The following is an 18488-nucleotide window of genomic DNA, read 5'->3' on the forward strand; positions in this document are numbered from 1 at the left end:
CGACCGATCAGACGTCACCAGGCTTGGGGGTGGACTTCGAGCCACGACCCGAGGGCGCGGCGGCGGGAGCCGGGACGGCGGCGGCGGGCTCGGCGGGCGTGTCGAGCTTCGGACCGACCCCGAGCTTGTCCTTGATCTTCTTCTCGATCTCGTTGGCCATGTCGGGGTGGTTCTTCAGGAAGTTGCGCGCGTTCTCCTTGCCCTGGCCCAGCTGGTCACCCTCGTACGTGTACCAGGCGCCCGACTTGCGGACGAAGCCGTGCTCGACGCCCATGTCGATGAGGCCGCCCTCGCGGGAGATGCCCACGCCGTAGAGGATGTCGAAGTCGGCGACGCGGAAGGGCGGGGCCATCTTGTTCTTGACGACCTTGACCCGGGTGCGGTTGCCGACCGCCTCCGTGCCGTCCTTCAGGGTCTCGATGCGGCGGATGTCCATGCGGACCGAGGCGTAGAACTTGAGCGCCTTACCACCGGTCGTGGTCTCGGGGCTGCCGAACATGACGCCGATCTTCTCGCGGAGCTGGTTGATGAAGATCGCGGTGGTGCCGGTGCTGTTGAGGGCGCCGGCGACCTTGCGCAGGGCCTGGGACATCAGGCGGGCCTGGAGGCCGACGTGGCTGTCGCCCATCTCGCCCTCGATCTCGGCCTTGGGCACCAGGGCGGCCACCGAGTCGATGACGATGATGTCGACCGCGCCGGACCTGATCAGCATGTCGGCGATCTCCAGCGCCTGCTCACCGGTGTCGGGCTGGGAGACCAGCAGGGCGTCGGTGTCGACGCCGAGCTTCTTGGCGTATTCGGGGTCAAGGGCGTGTTCGGCGTCGATGAACGCCGCGATGCCGCCGGCCCGCTGGGCGTTGGCCACCGCGTGCAGGGCGACCGTGGTCTTGCCCGAGGACTCGGGGCCGTAGATCTCGACGATGCGCCCACGCGGGAGGCCGCCGATGCCGAGGGCCACGTCAAGGGAGATCGACCCGGTGGGGATCACCTCGATGGGGGCTCGGGCGTCGTCACCCAGTCGCATGACGGAGCCCTTGCCGAACTGCCGCTCGATCTGAGCGAGCGCGGTCTCGAGGGCCTTCTCGCGGTCGTTGATAGCCATGGGAGCTCCCTCTGGAGGGTCGTGGTCCGATCAGTCGAGTGAAAGCTACGGCCTGCCACCGACATTTTCTGCGACGGTCGGAGAAGGCGTGGCCGAGTTCGGCAAGGTTCATCGTAGCCGAACGACTGTTCGATCACATCACGAACACGCTGCTGGGATGCATGCGGCGTGTTCAGTGTCCCGTGACAGCGAAGGTCGAGCGTGTTGGCGACGCGTCAGTCGGTCTTCGGTGTCACGAGACCGGTGGTCATCAACCTTCGTGACGATGATCAGCATTCGCCGGGTGTCCTGTGACAGCGAACAATGTGCGTTGCCGCCGAAGGTGGATGACCAGTAGGTTCGCGCCACCGAGGTCTGAGCGGGGAGGGATTGCCGAGGTGCTCACACTGAAGGCGGTCGCCGAAGACCCGCTTGTCCTGACGTGGCGCCTGAACCTGAATGACGGTTCGGAGGTCGCCTTCCGACCGCTCATGCACACTGACGCGGAACGTCTTGCGGCCTTCCTTGAGGGGCTGTCCGCCGAATCGAGGCGACTGAGCACCTTCGACGGGTACGACCTCAAGGCCGCCCGGAAGCTGTGTGACGCGATCGCGCGTCACGACAAGCTCAGGCTGGTGCTTGAGGACGTGCTGTCCGGCAGGATCGTCGGCCTTGTCGAGTTCAGTCTCGATCCTCACCCGGCGGACATCGCCCGCTACCGGGAGGCCGGCATCCACCTGGCGGCGACGGACTGCCGCTTCGGCCCCACCCTGGCCGACGACTACCAGGGGAGGGGGGTGGGAACGCAGATCTTCCCGCTCGTCGCGGACGTCGCACGGCATTTCGGCAGGAGGAGAATCATCCTGTTCGGCGGCGTTCTCGCCGACAACGCACGTGCCCTTCGCTACTACAAGAAGCACGGCTTCCAACTGGTCGGCTCCTTCACCGGGAGGGACGGCACACGGTCGTTCGACATGATCCTGGACCTCCATCCGCCATCGGGCCAGTGACGCCTTCGCCGGCGCGGGCCGCTCAGGAAAGGGCGAGGCCGTGCCCGGATACCGCTCGCGTTCATGGTGGTTGCCGGCTGACGGATCGGCCGTGGGGTCTGCCCTGGGGATCGTGGAACCGGCACGGCGGGCGGATGTGACGGGCGCTTGTAGGGGTCCGGGCCGGACTAACACCTGTCCCTTGCGGACGGGGGACAGGTGAACCAGGCCCGGGAAACGTGGATCGCCGCGCGGGGAGACGTCACGGACGTTCTCCCCACCGGTCCGGAGAGCGTGGTCATGGGACCGGAGTGACGGGTGAGGCGCGCGGAGCGGAACGTTCCCGATCTCCCGCGCGGGTTGCCGCCGACGTGTTGTCATACGCCGTGAGCTGGGGAGACTCACTTGCAGGGTACTGGCTTGGAGGCGGCGAAGTGGCGAGTGGCTACACCGGGGAACGACGCACCCTTCTGGAGGAGCTCGCCGAGTTGCTGCCCGACCGGGGGCTGGTCAGCCGCATGGTCGGCGGCGACGACCCGGTGCTGTGGGTGTGGCATCCGCGCACGCGCCGCCAGACGATCGTCTTCGCCACCCCCTCCAGCGGAGGCTGGACGTTGTTGTGGTCGCCGGGCGGGCAGGGCGACGCGGACGACCTGGAGGGCACGGCGGACGCGCTCCGCCGTGCGCTCGGCTCAGCGCAGCCGGGGTGAGACGTCCTCCACCTGGCACACGGCCCGCCACACGGTCTTGGCGCTCTCGCCGTCGGCCAGCGCCTGCGTCACGGTACGGCCGCCCAGCGGGGCGATCACGTAGTCGCGGGCCCACGAGTCGGCATAGGTCTCGCCGAAATGGGCGTTCATCCGTCTCCAGAACTCGGTCAGGCGCATGAACCAAGTATGGAAGCGCGTCAGGTGTGGGTAGGACATCCGCATGCCGAAGACCCCCAAGTCCTCACCCCCGAAGAGCGCCAGGACCAAGGCCAACAGAGCGCGCCGCCGCCGGCTGTTACTCGCGATGCGGCAGGCCGTGCAGAAGGCGAAGGGACAGCGCTCGGAGCGGCACGCCGGAATCAGGCAGGAGCCCCGCGCGGGCGTACCGCGTACGCGCAGGGCGTCACGGCGCTGAGCCGGGACGCACGGTCACAACACCCGCGTGCCGTACATCTCACCGAGATGGTCGGCGAGCAGCTCCAGGCGGGCGCCGTCGGGGTCCTTGAAGTAGATGGAGGCGCCGCTCTCGATCTGGTGCGGCACGCCGGCCATCTCCAGCTTGCCGCGCAACCGTTCCCAGGTGGCGGGGTCGACGGAGATCGCCACGTGGTGCAGCCCGCCGAGCACCTCCTGGTACGGGCCGAGGTCGAGCCCCGGGAAGTCGAAGAAGGCGAGCAGGTTGCCGTTGCCGATGTCGAAGAAGAAGTGGCTCGAACCCTTGTAGTCGCGGTTCTCGATGATCTCCGTCAGCGGGAACTCCAGAAGTTCCTGGTAGAACTTGATGGTCCGTTCCACATCGGACGACAGCAGGGCCACGTGGTGCAGGCCACGGGCGCTGCTCGACGGCCGGTGCGTTAAGGCGTACCGGTCTCGCAACTGGGCGCGTCGGCTCTCGACGGCGGCATAATCAATGGTCACGGTCGCTGTATGTCCGTCTTGCCCCCCGCTCAATCGCCCGTCGCCGCTCCAATGCGTTTTCTGTCGGTGGCGCGAGGCAGTATGTGCAGGTGAGCTCGCTAGACCACTTCACCCAGGTGACCAGGCAATGGTTCGCCGGCGCCTTCCAGGCGCCCACGGCGGCCCAGGAGGGCGCGTGGGAGTCGATCGCGCGCGGTGACAACACGCTGGTCGTGGCCCCCACGGGGTCGGGCAAGACGCTGGCGGCGTTCCTGTGGTCGCTCGACAGGCTCGCGGCGCGGGCGGCCGGGCAGCCCCCCGCCGAGACAACGGCGAAGGCCCCCAAACCGGGCACCCGCGTGCTCTACGTGTCGCCGCTCAAGGCGCTGGCCGTCGACGTCGAGCGCAACCTGCGCGCGCCGCTGGCCGGGCTCAGGCAGACGGCGCGCCGGCTCGGGCTGCCCGTGCCGGAGATCTCGGTGGCGATCCGCTCCGGCGACACCCCGGCCGAGGAGCGCAGGCGGTTCGCCGCCAAGCCGTCCGACATCCTGATCACCACCCCCGAGTCGCTGTTCCTGCTGCTCACCAGCCAGGCGCGCGACGCGCTGCGCGACGTCGAGACGGTGATCGTCGACGAGGTGCACGCGGTCGCGGCCACCAAGCGCGGCGCCCATCTGGCGCTCAGCCTGGAGCGGCTCGACGCGCTGCTGGAGCGTCCGGCGCAGCGGGTGGGGCTGTCGGCGACCGTGCGGCCGGTGAGCGAGGTGGCGGCCTTCCTCGGCGGCACGCGTCCGGCCACGGTGGTGCAGCCGCCGTCCGACAAGCGCATCGAGATCGAGGTCGTCGTCCCGATCGAGGACATGACGGAGATGGAGGGGGCGCCCGATCCCGAGCAGGTCGAGCCGTCGTCCGGCCGGTCGATCTGGCCCCATGTGGAGGATCGCCTGTTCGACCTGATCGAGGCCCACAGCTCGACGATCGTGTTCGCCAACTCCAGGCGGCTGGCCGAGCGGCTGTGCACCCGCCTCAACGAGCTGGCCTACACGCGGCGGCAGGGGCTGGAGGCGATCGACCTGTCGATCTGGGAGACGCCGCCGCAGGACCCCGAGGCCCCGGCCCCGCCCAGGCGCATGCCGGCCGAGACGATGGCGCAGGCGGGGGCGAGCAAGGGGGTGGTGACGGAGATCGTCCGGGCCCACCACGGCTCGGTGTCCAAGGAGGAGCGGGCCCAGATCGAGGAGGCGCTCAAGTCGGGGCGGCTGCCCGCCGTGGTCGCCACCTCCAGCCTGGAGCTGGGCATCGACATGGGCGCGGTCGACCTGGTGGCGTGCGTGGAGGCCCCGCCGAGCGTGGCCAGCGGGCTGCAGCGCATCGGCCGGGCCGGACACCAGGTGGGCGCGGTGTCCCGTGGGGTGATCTTCCCCAAGTACCGGGGCGACCTGGTCCAGACGGCCGTGGTGGCCGAGCGCATGCGCGGCGGGCAGATCGAGGAGCTGCGCTACCCGCGTAACCCGCTCGACGTGCTGGCCCAGCAGATCGTGGCGATGACCGCGCTCGACGAGTGGACGGTCGACGAGCTGGAGACCGTGGTCAAGCGGGCCGCCCCCTACGCCACCCTGCCGCGCAGCGCGCTGGAGGCGACCCTCGACATGCTGGCCGGCCGCTACCCGAGCGAGGAGTTCGCCGAGCTGCGGCCGCGCATCGTCTGGGACCGCGTCTCCGGCACGCTCCAGGGGCGGCCCGGCGCGCAACGGCTGGCCGTGACCAACGGCGGCACGATCCCCGACCGGGGCCTGTTCGGCGTGTTCCTCGTGGGCGAGAAGGCGTCCCGGGTGGGCGAGCTGGACGAGGAGATGGTCTACGAGTCGCGCGTCGGCGACGTGTTCGTGCTGGGCGCGACGTCGTGGCGGATCGAGGACATCACGGCCGACCGGGTGCTGGTCTCCCCCGCCCCCGGTCAGCCGGGGAAGCTGCCGTTCTGGCACGGCGACACGGCCGGGCGGCCGGCCGAGCTGGGCCGGGCGATCGGGCAGTTCCTGCGGGAGCAGGCCAAGCACGGTTCCACCGACCGCATGCGGGAGGCGGGGCTCGACGAGTTCGCCGCCGGCAACCTGCTGGCCTACCTCAACGAGCAGCGCGAGGCCACCGGCTACGTGCCCGACGACCGTACTCTGCTGGTCGAGCGCTTCCACGACGAGCTGGGCGACTGGCGGGTGGTGATCCACTCCCCCTACGGCGCGCGGGTGCACGCCCCCTGGGCGCTGGCGATCAACCGGCGGCTGCGCGAGCGTTACGGCATCGACGTGCAGGCCGTGCACTCCGACGACGGCATCGTGCTGCGCATCCCCGACACGCTGGCCGAGCCGCCCACCGACGTGGCGGCGTTCGACGCCGAGGAGATCGAGCAGATCGTCACCGAGGAGCTGGGCGGGTCGGCCATGTTCGCCTCCCGCTTCAGGGAGTGCGCGGGGCGGGCGCTGCTGCTGCCGCGCCGCGTGCCGGGCCGGCGCAGCCCGCTGTGGCAGCAGCGCCAGCGGGCCGCCCACCTGCTGGGCGTGGCCTCCCAGTACGCCTCGTTCCCGATCGTGCTTGAGACGATGCGCGAGTGCCTCCAGGACGTGTTCGACGTGCCGGGGCTGGTCCAGCTCATGCGCGACATCGCGGCGCGCCGGATCCGGGTGGTGGAGGTGGAGACCTCGCAGGCCTCGCCGTTCGCCGCGTCGCTGCTGTTCCACTACATCGGCGCGTTCATGTACGAGGGCGACGCGCCGCTGGCCGAACGCCGCGCGCAGGCCCTGGCGCTGGACACCACGCTGCTGGCCGAGCTGCTCGGCCAGGCCGACCTGCGCGAGCTGCTCGACCCCGACGTGATCGTGACCAGCGAGCGCGAGCTGGCCCGGCTCGACCGGCCGCTGCGCGACGCCGAGGACCTGGCCGACCTGCTGCGCTCGCACGGGCCGCTGCTGACGCCCGACGTGAGCGTGCGCGGCGGCGACCCGTCCTGGCTGGAGGAGCTCGAACGCGCGCGCCGGGCCATCCGCGTGCGCGTCGCGGGCGAGGAGCAGTGGGCTGCCGTCGAGGACGCCGCCCGGCTGCGCGACGCGCTCGGCGTGCCGCTGCCCGTGGGGGTGCCGCACGTGTTCCTGGAGCCGGTGCCCGACCCGCTGGCCGACCTGGTGGCCCGGCACGCCCGCACCCGTGGCCCGTTCCACGCCGGCACCGCCGCCGCCAGGTTCGGGCTCGGCGTGGCCGTGGTCACCGACGCGCTGCGGCGGCTGGCCGCCTCGGGGCGGGTCGTGAACGGGGAGTTCCGTCCGGGCGGCCGGGGCGAGGAGTGGTGCGACGCCGGGGTGCTGCGGATGTTGCGCCGCAGGTCGCTGGCCCGGCTGCGCAAGGAGGTCGAGCCGGTCGCGCCCGAGACGCTGGCCCGTTTCCTGCCCGCCTGGCACGGCATCACCGGTACGGGCTCGTCGTCGTCCGACGGCTCGCGGGCCGGGGCGGCCCGGGCCATGGACGCGCTGGTGCGTTCCGTCGAGCAGCTCCAGGGGGCCGCGGTGCCTGCGTCGGCGCTGGAGACGCTGGTGCTGCCCTCGCGGGTGCCCGGCTACCATCCGGCGCTGCTCGACGAGCTGACCTCGTCGGGCGAGGTGATGTGGGTGGGGCAGGGGTCGTTGCCCGGCGGCGACGGGTGGGTGTCGCTCTACTTCGCCGACACCGCGCCGCTGCTGCTGCCCGAGCCCGCCGAGATCACGATGACGCCGCTGCACGAACGCGTGCTCGACCTGCTGGGCGGCGGCGGCGCGCTGTTCTTCCGGGGCATCTCCGACCAGCTCGGCGCCCAGGGCAGTGCGCTCGACGACGCGGCGCTGGTCTCCGCGCTGTGGGATCTGGTGTGGTCGGGCCGGGTCTCCGGCGACACGCTCGCGCCGCTGCGGGCCACGCTGGGCACCGGGCGTCCCGCGCACCGGCCGGCCACGACGCGGCGGCGGCGGGCCGTGCTGCCGTCGAGAAGCGGGCCGCCGACCGTGGCCGGGCGGTGGTGGCTGCTGCCCGGGCCCGCCGACGACACGACGCAGCGGGCGCACGCGCAGGCCGAGGTGCTGCTCGAACGGCACGGGGTGGTGACGCGGGGCGCGGTCACCTCCGAACGGCTGCCCGGCGGGTTCACGCCCGTCTACCAGGTGCTTCGCGCCTACGAGGAGAGCGGTCGGTGCCGCCGGGGGTACTTCGTGGAAGGGCTGGGCGGTGCGCAGTTCGCGCTGCCGGGCGCGGTCGACCGCATGCGGGCCATGGCTCCGGGCATCGCGCCGACCGGGGGCGGGCCGCATGAGAGCTCCGGTCCTCCTTCCGAGGCCCCCCTCTGGGAAAGCGGCGGGCGGGTGACGCCGGGGCGGCGGGCCGTGGTGCTGGCCGCGGCCGATCCGGCCAGCCCGTACGGAGCCGCGCTCCCCTGGCCGCAACGCGCCGGCGACGTCGGGCACAAGCCGGGCAGGAAGGCGGGCTCGCTGGTCGTGCTCGTGGACGGTTTTCTCGTCCTCTATGTGGAGCGGGGCGGCAAGACGTTGTTGTCGTTCGCCGACGACGAGCGGCTGCAACCGGCCGTCGACGCCCTGGCGCTGGCCGTGCGCGACGGGGCGCTCGGGAAGCTGACCGTGGAGCGGGCCGACGGTACGTCCATCGTGGAGTCGCCGCTGGCCGCCGCGCTGGAGGCGGCCGGGTTCCATCCGACCCCGAGGGGGTTGCGCCTGCGCGCCTGAGGAGCGTGGCGGCCGGAAAGGCTGGAGGATGAGGGCATGCCGCCTCTGCAACGCTTACGTTCCGACCTCGGCTCCGGCAAGAACCTGGAGATCTACGTCACGACGGTCATCGCGCTCGTGGTGGGCGTCCTCGGCGTGCTCGGCGTGCTCGGCGTCCTCGGCGTCCTCGGCGTCGTCAAGGGTGAGATCCTGGCGGCGGCGACGCTGGCCACGCTCGCCCTGCTGGCGGCGTCCGCGCTCGGCCCCAAGCACCAGGTGGCCGACCTGGAGGCGCGCGTGGCCGAGCTCAACGCCCTCGTCCGCGACCGTCTGGCCGGGGAGGCGTTCCTGACCACCCGCAAGGACGGCCTGGATCAGCGGGTCGCCCGCACCGATGACCTGCGCTTCGCCGGGGTGACGCTGAGCCGCACCTGCTGCGCGACCTACCCCACCGGGACCGCGTCGAGGTGCGCTTCCTGCCGTTCGTGCCCGCGTTCGGGCTGGTCCTGCTGGATCCCGGCGACGACGACGGCGTCATCCACGTCGAGCTGGGCACCCACAGCACCGCGGGCCGCGCGATGACGGGTGGGGAGTTCGTGTTCCTGGGCGCGGTCGGGCTGGTGGCCGGGGTGGTCAACGCGCCGGCCGGGGGCGGCACGCTGGTCTCCTTCCCGGCGCTGGTGGCCTTCGGGGACCCGGGCGTCACGGCGTCGGTGACCAACGCGGTGGCCCGGCATGTTCTTGCACGACGACCTGCACCGGGTCAACGCCGTACGGGCCGCGTTGGCGCTGGTCGTCAGCACGGTCTCGGTGGTGGCGTGCTCGCTGTTCGGGCCGGTGGAGTGGCAGGCCGTGGCGGTGGTGGCGCCGGCCAGCCTGGCGGGTGGCTTCCTCGGCACCCGCGTGGCCCGGCTCATGCCGCCTGACGTGCTGCGCGGCGTCGTCGTGACCTTCGGCCTCGGCGTGGCGGCGGTGCTCGCGCTGCGTTGAACGGGCGGTTCAGGCGACGGTGGCCTCGATCAGGTCGTCCACCACGTCGGTCAGGTCGTTGCCCCGGGCGTGCACGCGCCGCTGGCGTACCGCGCCGGAGCCCTTGCTCAGCAGCCGTTCCAGACCCTCTTCGATGAAGGTCAGGTCGCCGGCCTCGGCCAGCGCGGCGCGTACGTGGCCGAACAGCCGGCGGGCCATCACCGTGGCGGGCACGAGCGTTCCGTGCCGCACGTCGAGGCTGTCGCCGACCAGGCCGTCCCGGGCCGCCCTCCAATAGGCGGCCCGCAGCACCTCCGACGGGATCGGCAGCCCGCGGTCGCCGCGCGCCACCTCCCGCAACGCGGTCACGACCAGGGCCCGGATCAGGCCGATGATCGTCAGGCTGTCGCTCACGTCGAGCGGCACGTCGGCCACCCTGATCTCGACCGTCGGCAGCCGCGGCGACGGGCGGGTGTCCCAGAAGACCGTCTTGGGGTCCATCAGCGCTCCCGACTCCGACAGCGCGCGCAGCGCCAGCTCGTAGGCGCCGAACGTCGGGAAGTACGGCGGCGCCCCGGACACCGGCCACCGCCCCCAGCTGATGACCCGCCAGGACGCGTAGCCGGTGTCGCGGCCCACGAAGAACGGCGAGTTGGCGGCCAGCGCGATCAGCGTCGGCAGCCAGGGTCTGAGATGGTTGCCGACGTAGACGGCGATCTCCTCGTCCGGTACGTCGACGTGCACGTGCAGCGCGCAGATGCTGATCTCGTCCTGCAACGCGCGGTAGAGCTCCTTGCCCTGCAGATAGCGGTGGTCGTCGGTGAGCGGTGGCGGCATGACGTTGCCGAGCACCGGGATGCCACTGGCCACGACCGCCAGGCCGCAGGACCGGGCCGCCTCGGCCACCTCCTTCCGTGCTGTCCGAAGCTGGGAACCCAGCTCGCTCAGGTCGGCGGAGGGCGGCGTACGGGCCTCCACCTGGAAACGGGTGATCTCGTGGGCCACGTCGAGCATGTCCGTCGCGGCGGCCAGGACCTCGGCCGCCCGGGGGGACACGTGACGCGTGCGGGGATCGACGACGAGGTATTCCTCTTCGATCCCGATCAACGGAACCATGCACACCTCGCTGGGGAGTCCAAAAGCCTCCGCCACAGGTTGTGCCCGTACCGCCGCCGGGGGAAAACCTGGCTAGAAGGGGGCAGGACCGTACAGGGCGGCGGGGGCGCCGGTGGACATGGCCCAGTAGCGGTCGCCGTAGGACCAGTGCCACCACTCGGTCGGGTAGTTGACCAGGCCCACGGGCTCCAGGACGGCGGCCAGGATCTTGCGGTGGGCGCGGGCCTCGGCCGGGATGCCCGCGGCGGCCGTGTAGCAGGCGCCGCCGCTCTCCTCGGGGTTGTCGTTGACCTCGGTGCCCATGTCGTACTCGGTGCCGTCGGGCGCGCACAGGGTCAGGTCGACGGCGGCGCCGGCGGTGTGGGGGGCGACCTCGACAGGGGACACATAACGACTCGCCGCGATATAGGACTCGTCAGGCGTCATGTCGGGATAAGTGGTGAGGAGCTCCGCGCGGTACCCCTCGAAGATGCGCCGCTGGGTGGCGATGGGCCGGTAGCCCTCGACGATCAGCAGGTGGAAGCCGTCGGGAAGGGCGCTCTCGGCCTGTTCGAGCCGGTCGAGCAGCCCCGCGCGCAGGTGCGCGTACGCGCCGTCGGCGTCGGCCATCCGCGTGTCGACCCGCAGCCGCCCGCGTACGTCGGCCAGCGGCTCGCCGCACTCCCGGACGGGGACCGCCGAGACGCGCGGGTCGGAGATGAGGACTACGTCGGTGTCGAGCTGCCACATGGGCAGAAATTCTCACACAGTGTCGGAGAAAACCTGCTCCCGGGCCTGCTCCAGGGCCGCGACCAGGGCCCCGCGCAGCACCGCGTTGCCGGTCACCTTGGTGGTCACCACGGTCGGCTGGCTGGGGCACAGGCGGGCCACGGCCTCTTGGACCTTGGCGGCCAGCCGTTCGCCGCCGGCCCGGCCGACGTCGCCGCTGAGCACGATCAGCTCGGGGTCGAGCACGACGGCCACGGCCGCCGCGCCCACGGCCAGGCGTCCGGCCACCTTGTCGAGGTAGTCCTCGTCGCCGTTGCGGACCAGGTCGGGCACGGTGTAGCCGATCACGCCGTGCTCGTCGGCCAGGCCGCGCAGGGCGTCGTGGCCGACCAGGCGCTGGAAGGAGCCCGACTGCGGCTGTGACACGTCGGCGGGCAGCGGCTCGCCCGGCACCGGCAGCCAGCCGATCTCGCCCGCGCCGCCGCTCATGCCGCGGTGCAGCCGTCCGCCGAGCATGACGCCGAGGCCCTGTCCGACGCCGGCCCAGATGACCACGAAGTCGTCGTGGCCGACGGCGGCGCCGTAGCGGCTCTCGGCCAGGGCGACCAGGTTGACGTCGTTCTCTATGGTGACCGAGCCGCCCAGGGTCCGGCGGAGGCTGGCCAGCACGCCGACGTGCCAGTCGGGCAGGTCGTAGGACCAGCGCACGTCGCCGCTGCGGGGATCGACGACCCCCCGGGTGCCGATGACGAAGGAGCGAAGCTGGGAGAGCTCGACGCGGGCCGCGGCGCAGGCCCGCTGGACGGCCGAGTGGACCGCCTTGACCGGATCGCGGGAGTCGGCCGGGTTGACCGTCACCTCGACAACGATTTTACCTGTGATGTCCGCCACACCGACGGTGAGGCTGTCGGGCAGCACCTCCAGCCCGGCGACGTACGCGGTGGACGGAACCACGGCGTACAGGGCGGCGTGCGGACCCCTGCCACCGGCGCGCTCGCCCGCGACCTCCACCAGGCCCCGTTCTTCCAGGCGGGCCAGCAGCTGACCTGCGGTTACCTTGGAGAGCCCCGTTCGCTCCCCCAGTTCGGCGCGGGTCAGCGGACCGTCCGCGAGGAGGAGTTCAAGTGCCGAGCGGTCGTTCAACCTGCGCAGCAACCGGGGGATCCCCGGGCTTCGACTCATTACCGCACCCCTCTCGTCACGAATGGCTAACGAGCGTTTCTTTTAAGAAAGTTTCTTGTTAGTTTAACAGCGTCGTTCGGCATTTGACGATCAGCCTGGTGCGGACCGTAGGCCAGCACCCGGGAAGGGAGAACCCTGTGAGGATCGCGAAGATCACAGCCACTACGGTCACCACGGCCGCCCTGGCCCTGGGCCTGGCCGCCTGTGGGTCAAGCGAGGAGCCGAAGCCGTCGTCCAGCGCGGCCGCCCCCGCTTCCAGTGGCCCGAAGTTCGCGGGCAAGACGCTCAGCATGTGGCGTCTGGGCGACAGCAACCCTGCCGCCGCCAAGTACATGGAAGAGCTCAACGCCGAGTTCACGAAGCAGACCGGCGCTGAGGTCAAGCTTGAGTGGATCCCGTGGCCGCAGGTGGCCGACAAGTTCGCCGCCGCCGCCACCGGCGCAGGCCCGGACGTGACCGAGATCGGCAACGACCAGGTCCCCATGTGGCAGAGCCAGGACGCGCTCACCCCGATCACCGACATCGCGCGTGAGGGCGACCGGGCCCAGATCCCCGAGAACCTCTACGGCTACGAGACGGTTGACGGCGAGATCTACGGCATCCCGTGGGGCGCCGGCGCCCGCGCGGTGCTCTACCGCAAGGACTGGTTCGCCGACCTCAAGATCGAGGTTCCCAAGACCTGGGACGAGCTCGTCGCCGCGGCCAAGAAGATCCAGAAGGAGAAGGGCGCCGGCGTCGACGGCTTCGCCTTCAACGGCGGCTCCGACGCCAACCACCTGCTGGCCGCGTTCGCCTGGTCCGAGGGCGGCGAGTTCGCCGTCAAGGAAGGCGACAAGTGGGTCGGCAAGCTGACCGACCCCGGCTTCCAGAAGGGCTTCGAGACCTACACCGGTCTGGTCACCGGCGGCCTGTCCAGCAAGGCGAACCTGACGCTGAACACCGTCGACATCCGCAAGCGCTTCGCCAACAACAAGGTGGCGATGTACCTCACCGCCGGCTGGGACCTGCCCGGCATCGAGGAGGACTCGAAGGGCAAGCTGAAGGGCGACAAGCTCGGCTTCTTCCCGCTGCCCGCCAAGACCGGCGGCCTGGCCCCCTCCTTCTTCGGCGGCAACGACATCGCGCTGTGGGGCGGCACCAAGGAGGCCGACCTCGGCAAGGAGTACATCAAGCTCGCCACCAGCAAGACCTGGGCCGACCGCTACGCCAAGGAAGGCGGCCTGCTGCCGGTCTACCCCGACACCCTGGCGGCGCTGAACGAGGACCCGGCGCAGGGCCCGTTCGCCCAGGCCTTCGCCAAGGCCAAGGCGTTCCCGGCCGACCCGAACTGGGCCGAGGCCGACGCCACCAAGGCCGTGCTGCAGAACGCGGCGCGCGCCGTCATCGAGGGCAAGAAGGACACCACCACGGCTCTCGCTGACGCCAACAAGGAACTCGAAGAGATCCTGAACCAGTAACGATGGCGAACACGACTACGGTCACCCGGGGCAGGGGCTCGTCCCCCGCCCCGGGGCGCCGCCGTAAGAAGGGCGGCGGGCCCGTCAAGGCCACCGGGATGCCCACCTGGAGCATCCCGTACGTGCTGCTCATCCCCGGGCTGCTGGTCATCGCGGGACTGCTGCTGTACCCGATGTTCCAGCTCGGCGTGATGGCCTTCCAGAAGGTCGGCCTCGCGCAGATCAGGGGAAGCAAGCCGGCCGAATGGGTGGGCCTGGGCAACTTCGACAAGGTCCTCTCCAACGACATCTTCTGGTCGGCTCTGCGCAACACCGTGGTGTTCGCCTTCGTCGCCGTCAGCCTCACCCTCATCGTGGGCACCGCGGTCGGCGTGCTGCTGAACAAGCTCGGCAAGAAGATGTCCCTGTTCGTGGTCATCGGGTGCATGTTCGCCTGGGCCGTGCCGCCGGTCGCGCAGGGCGTCATCTGGCGCTCGCTCTTCGACGCCGAGTCCGGCATCGTCAACTGGCTGCTCAACCTGCTGCCCGACTGGCTGGCCGCGCCGCCCGCGGGTCAGCAGGACTGGACGGGCACCCCCTGGCTCAACGACACCTTCCCGCTCTACGTCGCACTGATCGTGTGCGTGGTGTGGGCCGGGTTCCCGTTCATCGCGGTCTCGGTGCTCGCGGGCCTCAAGGGCATCCCGTCCGAGCTGTACGAGGCGGCGAAGGTCGACGGCTCGGGGGCGTGGCGGACGTTCAGGAAGATCACCCTTCCGCTGCTCAAGCCGGTCTTCGCCGTCCTGACGATCCTGTCGATCATCTGGGACTTCAAGGTCTTCAGCCAGCTCTACGTGCTGATGAACGGCCCGACCAACCGCGACGGTTTCAACCTGTCGATGTACGCGGTCGCGGAGGCGTTCAAGCCCCCGCAGAAGCTGGGCACGGGCGCGGCGATCTCCATCGTGCTGACGATCATCCTGCTCATCATCACCGTCGCGTACGTCCGGCAGATCGTGAAGCAGGAGGAGATGTGAACCCGCTGGCCCGCAAGAAGCTCGGGAAGATCCTCCTGAACACGGCCGGTGTGCTGGTCTTCCTCTACGCGGTCTTCCCCGTCTACTGGATGGTCTCCACCGGCTTCAAGGAGAACGACCAGATCTTCACGACGGAGTTCATCCCGTTCCCCACGCACTTCACCTTCGACCACTTCGCGCGGGTGCTGACCGAGGGCGTGGCGAACAACTCCATCTGGCTCTACATGCGCAACAGCGCGATCGTGGCGCTCGGCACCGTGCTCATCGGCTCGGTCTTCGCGCTGCTGTCGGCCACGGCCATCGCCCGCTTCCGCTTCAAGGGGCGTGGCACGTTCCTGGTCGTCCTGCTGATCGTGCAGATGCTGCCGGCGGAGGGCCTGCTCATCCCGCTGTACATGATGGTCAAGCGGGTCGGCCTCGGTGACCAGCTCATCGGGCTGATCATCACCCAGGTCGCGCTGACGCTGCCGTTCGGCATCTGGATGTTGCGCACGTTCGTGGCGGCGGTGCCGCGGACGCTGGAGGAGGCGGCCTGGATCGACGGCGCGAGCCGGCTGACCACGTTCTGGAAGGTGCTGTTCCCGCTGGTCGCCCCGGGGTTGGTGGCCACGAGCATCTTCTCGTTCATCACCGCCTGGAACGATCTCGTGTTCGCCCTCTACCTGATGTCGGGGTCCGAGGGATACACGATGCCGGTCGCCCTGCAGTACTTCTTCGGCCAGAAGGGCGTCGACTGGGGCGCGATCATGGCCGGTTCCACCCTGATGACCCTTCCGGTGGTCGTCTTCTTCCTGCTGGTACAACGCCGCATGGTCGCCGGTCTCACCGCCGGGGCCGTGAAGGGGTAACAGGCACTGATCCGCGTACGGCTCGGGTTCGTCCGAGCCGTACCCGGTCGTGCCTTCATTCAAGTGATGAGGAGCCATGAGTCAGAGTGATCGGGGGCTGCGTCGCCTCGCGGCCGGCACGCTGCTCGTCGCCTTCCAGGGCACCACGGCGCCCGACTGGGTGCTGCGCGAGCTGGACAACGGCCTGGGCGGCGTGACGCTCTTCGGGTTCAACGTCGCCAGTTCCGAGCAGGTCAGGTCGCTCACCACGACGTTGCGCGCCTCGGCCGAGCCCGTCATCTCGCTCGACGAGGAGGGCGGGGACGTCACGAGGCTGGCCTACCACGTCGGCAGCCCGTACCCGGGGAACGCGGCGCTGGGGGCGGTCGACGACGTGGACCTGACCTGCCGGGTCTACGCGGCGATCGGTTCGGAGCTGGCCGCGTGCGGCATCAACCTGGACCTCGCGCCGAGCGCCGACGTCAACACCGAGGCCGACAACCCGGTGATCGGGACCAGGTCCTTCGGCGCCGACCCGGCGCTGGTGGCCAGGCACACGGTCGCGGCGGTCAACGGCCTGCAGTCGGTGAACGTGGCCGCCTGCGTCAAGCACTTCCCCGGCCACGGCGCCACCCGGGTGGACTCCCACCTGGCCGTGCCCGTCGTGGACGTCGACCTGGACGTGTTGCGGGCCCGCGAGCTCGTGCCGTTCCGGGCGGCGATCGAGGCCGGCGCCAAGACCGTGATGACCGCGCACGTGGCGGTGCCGGTGGTGACCGGGGACACCCCGGCCACCCTGTCGCCCGCCGCGCTGACCGGGCTCCTCAGGGGCGAGCTCGGCTACGACGGCGTGGTCATCACGGACGCGCTGGACATGCACGCGATCACCAAGAGCGTGGGCCTGGCCAAGGGCGCCGTGCTCACGCTCGCGGCCGGGTCGGACCTGATCTGCCTCGGCCCGATCCCCGGCGAGGACGACGTCCAGCGGGTCATCGCGGAGATCGTGGACGCGGTGACCGAGGGCCGACTGCCGGCCGCCAGGCTGGAGGAGGCGGCCGAGCGGGTCCGGGCGCTGCGGGCCTGGTTCGGCGCGTCCGAGACGGTCGCCGCCGAGCAGAACGGGGTCGGCCTGCATGCCGCCCGCCGCGCCGTGCGGCTGACCGGCGAGACGGAACCCCTGGTGGAACCCCTGGTGATCGAGGTGGACACCCCGCCCACGATCGCCGTGGGAACCGTGCCGTGGGGTGTGGGCCCGTGGCTGCCGGACGCCGAGATCGTCCGCGTCGAGCCCGCGGCCGCCGACGTCCCCACCTTGCTGGCCAAGGCCGCGAACCGGTCGCTGGTCATCGTGGTGAAGGACGCCCACCGCTACCAGGCGAGCCAGGAACTGGTCTCCGCGCTGGTGGCGGCCCGCCAGGACGCGACGGTGATCGAGATGGGCCTGCCTGTCTGGCGGCCTGGCAGCGCCGCCTACATCGCCACGTACGGGGCGGCGAGGGCCAACGCCCAGGCCGCCGTGGAACTGATCACCGCCTGAGGCGGGCGACCACGCCCCCGCCGGATCAGGGCGCGAGGAGCTCCTCGCGCGCCTGGTCCAGCGCGGCCAGCACCGCGCCGCGCAGCACCGGGTTCGCATGGGCCACCGCCGTGGTGACCACCTGCGGCCGCACCGGGCAGATCCGCGCCACGGCCTCCTCCACCCTGGAGGTCAGCGCGGATCCCCCGGCGTGGCCCACCTCCCCGGCCAGCACGACCAGCCCCGGGTCGAGGATCACGCAGACCGCCGCCACACCCAGCGCCAGCCGGTGGGCGATGTCGTCGAGCATCGGCTCGCCGCGGGACCCGGCCGCCACCGCGACCTCGACGCACTCGCGGGCGCTCTCGGCCGTGAAGCCGTAGCCACGGGCCAGCTCGGCCACTTCCTCGGCGCTGACCAGCGACTGCAGGCCGCCCGCCAGCGAGGGCAGCCGGCCCGGCTTGGTCCGGATGTCCTCCGGCAGCGGAACGCCCGGCACCGGCAGGTAACCGATCTCCCCCGCGCTGCCCGAACGCCCCCGGTGGAGCTTGCCGCCCAGCATGACGGCCATGCCGAGGCCGCGGCTCGCCCACACCAGCACGAAGTCGTCGACGCCCTTGGCTGCGCCGTCGGCGTACTCGGCGAGGGCGGCGAGGTTCACGTCGTTCTCGATCGTCACCTCGCGCCGCAGGTCGCCGGCGAGCGCCTCGTGGATGCCCTCGTGCCAGCCGGGCAGGTCGAAGGAGAAACGCACGTCGCCGCTGCGCGGGTCGACCACGCCAGGGGTGCCGATCACCACGCCGCGCAGCCTGGCCAGGCTGACCTTGGCGCTGCGGCACGCCTTGACGATCGCGCCGTGCACGGCGGCGACCGGGTCGTCGTGGCCGCCGGGGTCGACGGTGACCTCGGCGATCGTACGGCCGTGGATGTCGGCCACGGCGGTCGAGATCAGCTCGGGGCCGACCTCCAGACCGGCCACATAGGCGCTTGAGGGGATGACCGAGTAGAGCGCCGCGTTCGGCCCTCTGCCGCCCGCCTGGGCGCCCACCACCTCGACCAGGCCACGCTCCTCCAGCCGCGCGAGCGTCTGGGAGGCGGTCACCTTGGACAGACCGGTCAGGTCGCCGATCTGCCCCCTCGTCATGGGGCCGGTGGCCAGCAACAGCTCCAGTGCGGCCCGATCGTTGATCTCCCGGAGAAGTCTGGGCACACCAGGACGACGCTCCACGCTGATTCCCACCGTCAAATCGAAAAGGTTGTTGGAAGTTTAGCGCCCGTGCTCTT

Annotated in this window: 16 protein-coding genes; 9 read left to right on the plus strand and 7 right to left on the minus strand. The window is 71.0% G+C overall.

Features of this window, described 5'->3' with window-relative positions; genetic code table 11:
• Positions 1-7: 7 nt before the first annotated feature.
• Entirely contained in the window at positions 8-1102 is a 1095-nt protein-coding gene (recA, locus tag ACIA8R_RS40630) for a recombinase RecA (protein WP_352323144.1), read from the minus strand.
• A 377-nt stretch (positions 1103-1479) separates the two neighbouring features.
• Here recA and ACIA8R_RS40635 point away from each other — a divergent pair, with 377 nt between their 5' ends.
• Complete coding sequence (locus ACIA8R_RS40635; protein WP_364094252.1) at positions 1480-2091, plus strand: GNAT family N-acetyltransferase; 612 nt, start codon at positions 1480-1482, stop codon at positions 2089-2091.
• Between the two features lie 413 nt (positions 2092-2504).
• Positions 2505-2780, plus strand: coding sequence for a hypothetical protein (locus tag ACIA8R_RS40640; protein WP_357694258.1), 276 nt, complete (start codon positions 2505-2507; stop codon positions 2778-2780).
• Here ACIA8R_RS40640 and ACIA8R_RS40645 read toward each other — a convergent pair.
• Both ACIA8R_RS40645 and ACIA8R_RS40650 read right to left on the minus strand, forming a co-directional pair.
• The gene (locus ACIA8R_RS40645; protein WP_357694260.1) at positions 2763-2957 is read right to left on the minus strand and encodes a DUF3046 domain-containing protein; all 195 of its coding nucleotides are present in this window, start codon (positions 2955-2957) and stop codon (positions 2763-2765) included. The genes ACIA8R_RS40640 and ACIA8R_RS40645 overlap by 18 nt on opposite strands.
• 252 nt (positions 2958-3209) lie before the next feature.
• Entirely contained in the window at positions 3210-3698 is a 489-nt protein-coding gene (locus ACIA8R_RS40650; RefSeq protein WP_357694263.1) for a VOC family protein, read from the minus strand.
• 89 nt (positions 3699-3787) lie between these two features.
• Between ACIA8R_RS40650 and ACIA8R_RS40655 the strand changes: the two genes are divergently transcribed.
• The 3 genes from ACIA8R_RS40655 (at position 3788) to ACIA8R_RS40665 (ending at position 9403) form a co-directional block, all read left to right on the plus strand.
• Complete coding sequence (locus tag ACIA8R_RS40655) at positions 3788-8434, plus strand: ATP-dependent helicase (RefSeq protein ID WP_397042858.1); 4647 nt, start codon at positions 3788-3790, stop codon at positions 8432-8434.
• 36 nt (positions 8435-8470) lie between these two features.
• Entirely contained in the window at positions 8471-8995 is a 525-nt protein-coding gene (locus tag ACIA8R_RS40660; protein WP_397042860.1) for a hypothetical protein, read from the plus strand.
• A gap of 153 nt (positions 8996-9148) precedes the next feature.
• On the plus strand, positions 9149-9403 hold the full coding sequence (locus ACIA8R_RS40665; protein WP_357694271.1) for a sulfite exporter TauE/SafE family protein: 255 nt from the start codon (positions 9149-9151) through the stop codon (positions 9401-9403).
• Between the two features lie 9 nt (positions 9404-9412).
• Here ACIA8R_RS40665 and ACIA8R_RS40670 read toward each other — a convergent pair whose 3' ends face one another.
• From ACIA8R_RS40670 to ACIA8R_RS40680, 3 genes are all read right to left on the minus strand, one after another.
• The gene (locus ACIA8R_RS40670) at positions 9413-10498 is read right to left on the minus strand and encodes a glutamate--cysteine ligase (protein ID WP_397042862.1); all 1086 of its coding nucleotides are present in this window, start codon (positions 10496-10498) and stop codon (positions 9413-9415) included.
• A 72-nt stretch (positions 10499-10570) separates the two neighbouring features.
• Positions 10571-11227, minus strand: coding sequence for a M15 family metallopeptidase (locus tag ACIA8R_RS40675; RefSeq protein ID WP_357694275.1), 657 nt, complete (start codon positions 11225-11227; stop codon positions 10571-10573).
• A gap of 12 nt (positions 11228-11239) precedes the next feature.
• Positions 11240-12388 carry an ROK family transcriptional regulator gene (locus ACIA8R_RS40680; protein WP_364094231.1) on the minus strand — a complete coding sequence of 383 codons (1149 nt, stop codon included), beginning with the start codon at positions 12386-12388 and terminating at the stop codon, positions 11240-11242.
• Between the two features lie 137 nt (positions 12389-12525).
• Here ACIA8R_RS40680 and ACIA8R_RS40685 point away from each other — a divergent pair, with 137 nt between their 5' ends.
• The 4 genes from ACIA8R_RS40685 (at position 12526) to ACIA8R_RS40700 (ending at position 17225) form a co-directional block, all read left to right on the plus strand.
• The gene (locus tag ACIA8R_RS40685) at positions 12526-13845 is read left to right on the plus strand and encodes an extracellular solute-binding protein (RefSeq protein ID WP_357694278.1); all 1320 of its coding nucleotides are present in this window, start codon (positions 12526-12528) and stop codon (positions 13843-13845) included.
• 2 nt (positions 13846-13847) lie between these two features.
• On the plus strand, positions 13848-14861 hold the full coding sequence (locus ACIA8R_RS40690; RefSeq protein ID WP_357694280.1) for a sugar ABC transporter permease: 1014 nt from the start codon (positions 13848-13850) through the stop codon (positions 14859-14861).
• The gene (locus ACIA8R_RS40695; protein ID WP_357694282.1) at positions 14858-15709 is read left to right on the plus strand and encodes a carbohydrate ABC transporter permease; all 852 of its coding nucleotides are present in this window, start codon (positions 14858-14860) and stop codon (positions 15707-15709) included. Before ACIA8R_RS40690 ends, ACIA8R_RS40695 begins: the two co-directional genes overlap by 4 nt.
• Before the next feature lie 76 nt (positions 15710-15785).
• Positions 15786-17225 carry a glycoside hydrolase family 3 protein gene (locus tag ACIA8R_RS40700; RefSeq protein ID WP_397042865.1) on the plus strand — a complete coding sequence of 480 codons (1440 nt, stop codon included), beginning with the start codon at positions 15786-15788 and terminating at the stop codon, positions 17223-17225.
• 25 nt (positions 17226-17250) lie between these two features.
• On the opposite strand, the gene ACIA8R_RS40705 is transcribed toward ACIA8R_RS40700, so the two are convergent.
• The gene (locus ACIA8R_RS40705) at positions 17251-18432 is read right to left on the minus strand and encodes an ROK family transcriptional regulator (RefSeq protein WP_357694286.1); all 1182 of its coding nucleotides are present in this window, start codon (positions 18430-18432) and stop codon (positions 17251-17253) included.
• Positions 18433-18488: the final 56 nt, after the last annotated feature.

Source organism: Nonomuraea sp. NPDC051191 (assembly GCF_044455665.1).
GTDB lineage: Bacteria > Actinomycetota > Actinomycetes > Streptosporangiales > Streptosporangiaceae > Nonomuraea.

What these genes read in the sequence shown, in the direction of transcription:
- recA (WP_352323144.1), bottom strand. Translation starts at nt 1,102, where the DNA reads ATGGCTATCAACGACCGCGAGAAGGCCCTCGAGACCGCGCTCGCTCAG.
- ACIA8R_RS40645 (WP_357694260.1), bottom strand. Translation starts at nt 2,957, where the DNA reads ATGCGCCTGACCGAGTTCTGGAGACGGATGAACGCCCATTTCGGCGAG.
- ACIA8R_RS40660 (WP_397042860.1), top strand. Translation starts at nt 8,471, where the DNA reads ATGCCGCCTCTGCAACGCTTACGTTCCGACCTCGGCTCCGGCAAGAAC.
- ACIA8R_RS40665 (WP_357694271.1), top strand. Translation starts at nt 9,149, where the DNA reads ATGTTCTTGCACGACGACCTGCACCGGGTCAACGCCGTACGGGCCGCG.
- ACIA8R_RS40670 (WP_397042862.1), bottom strand. Translation starts at nt 10,498, where the DNA reads ATGGTTCCGTTGATCGGGATCGAAGAGGAATACCTCGTCGTCGATCCC.
- ACIA8R_RS40675 (WP_357694275.1), bottom strand. Translation starts at nt 11,227, where the DNA reads ATGTGGCAGCTCGACACCGACGTAGTCCTCATCTCCGACCCGCGCGTC.
- ACIA8R_RS40680 (WP_364094231.1), bottom strand. Translation starts at nt 12,388, where the DNA reads ATGAGTCGAAGCCCGGGGATCCCCCGGTTGCTGCGCAGGTTGAACGAC.
- ACIA8R_RS40690 (WP_357694280.1), top strand. Translation starts at nt 13,848, where the DNA reads ATGGCGAACACGACTACGGTCACCCGGGGCAGGGGCTCGTCCCCCGCC.
- ACIA8R_RS40700 (WP_397042865.1), top strand. Translation starts at nt 15,786, where the DNA reads ATGAGTCAGAGTGATCGGGGGCTGCGTCGCCTCGCGGCCGGCACGCTG.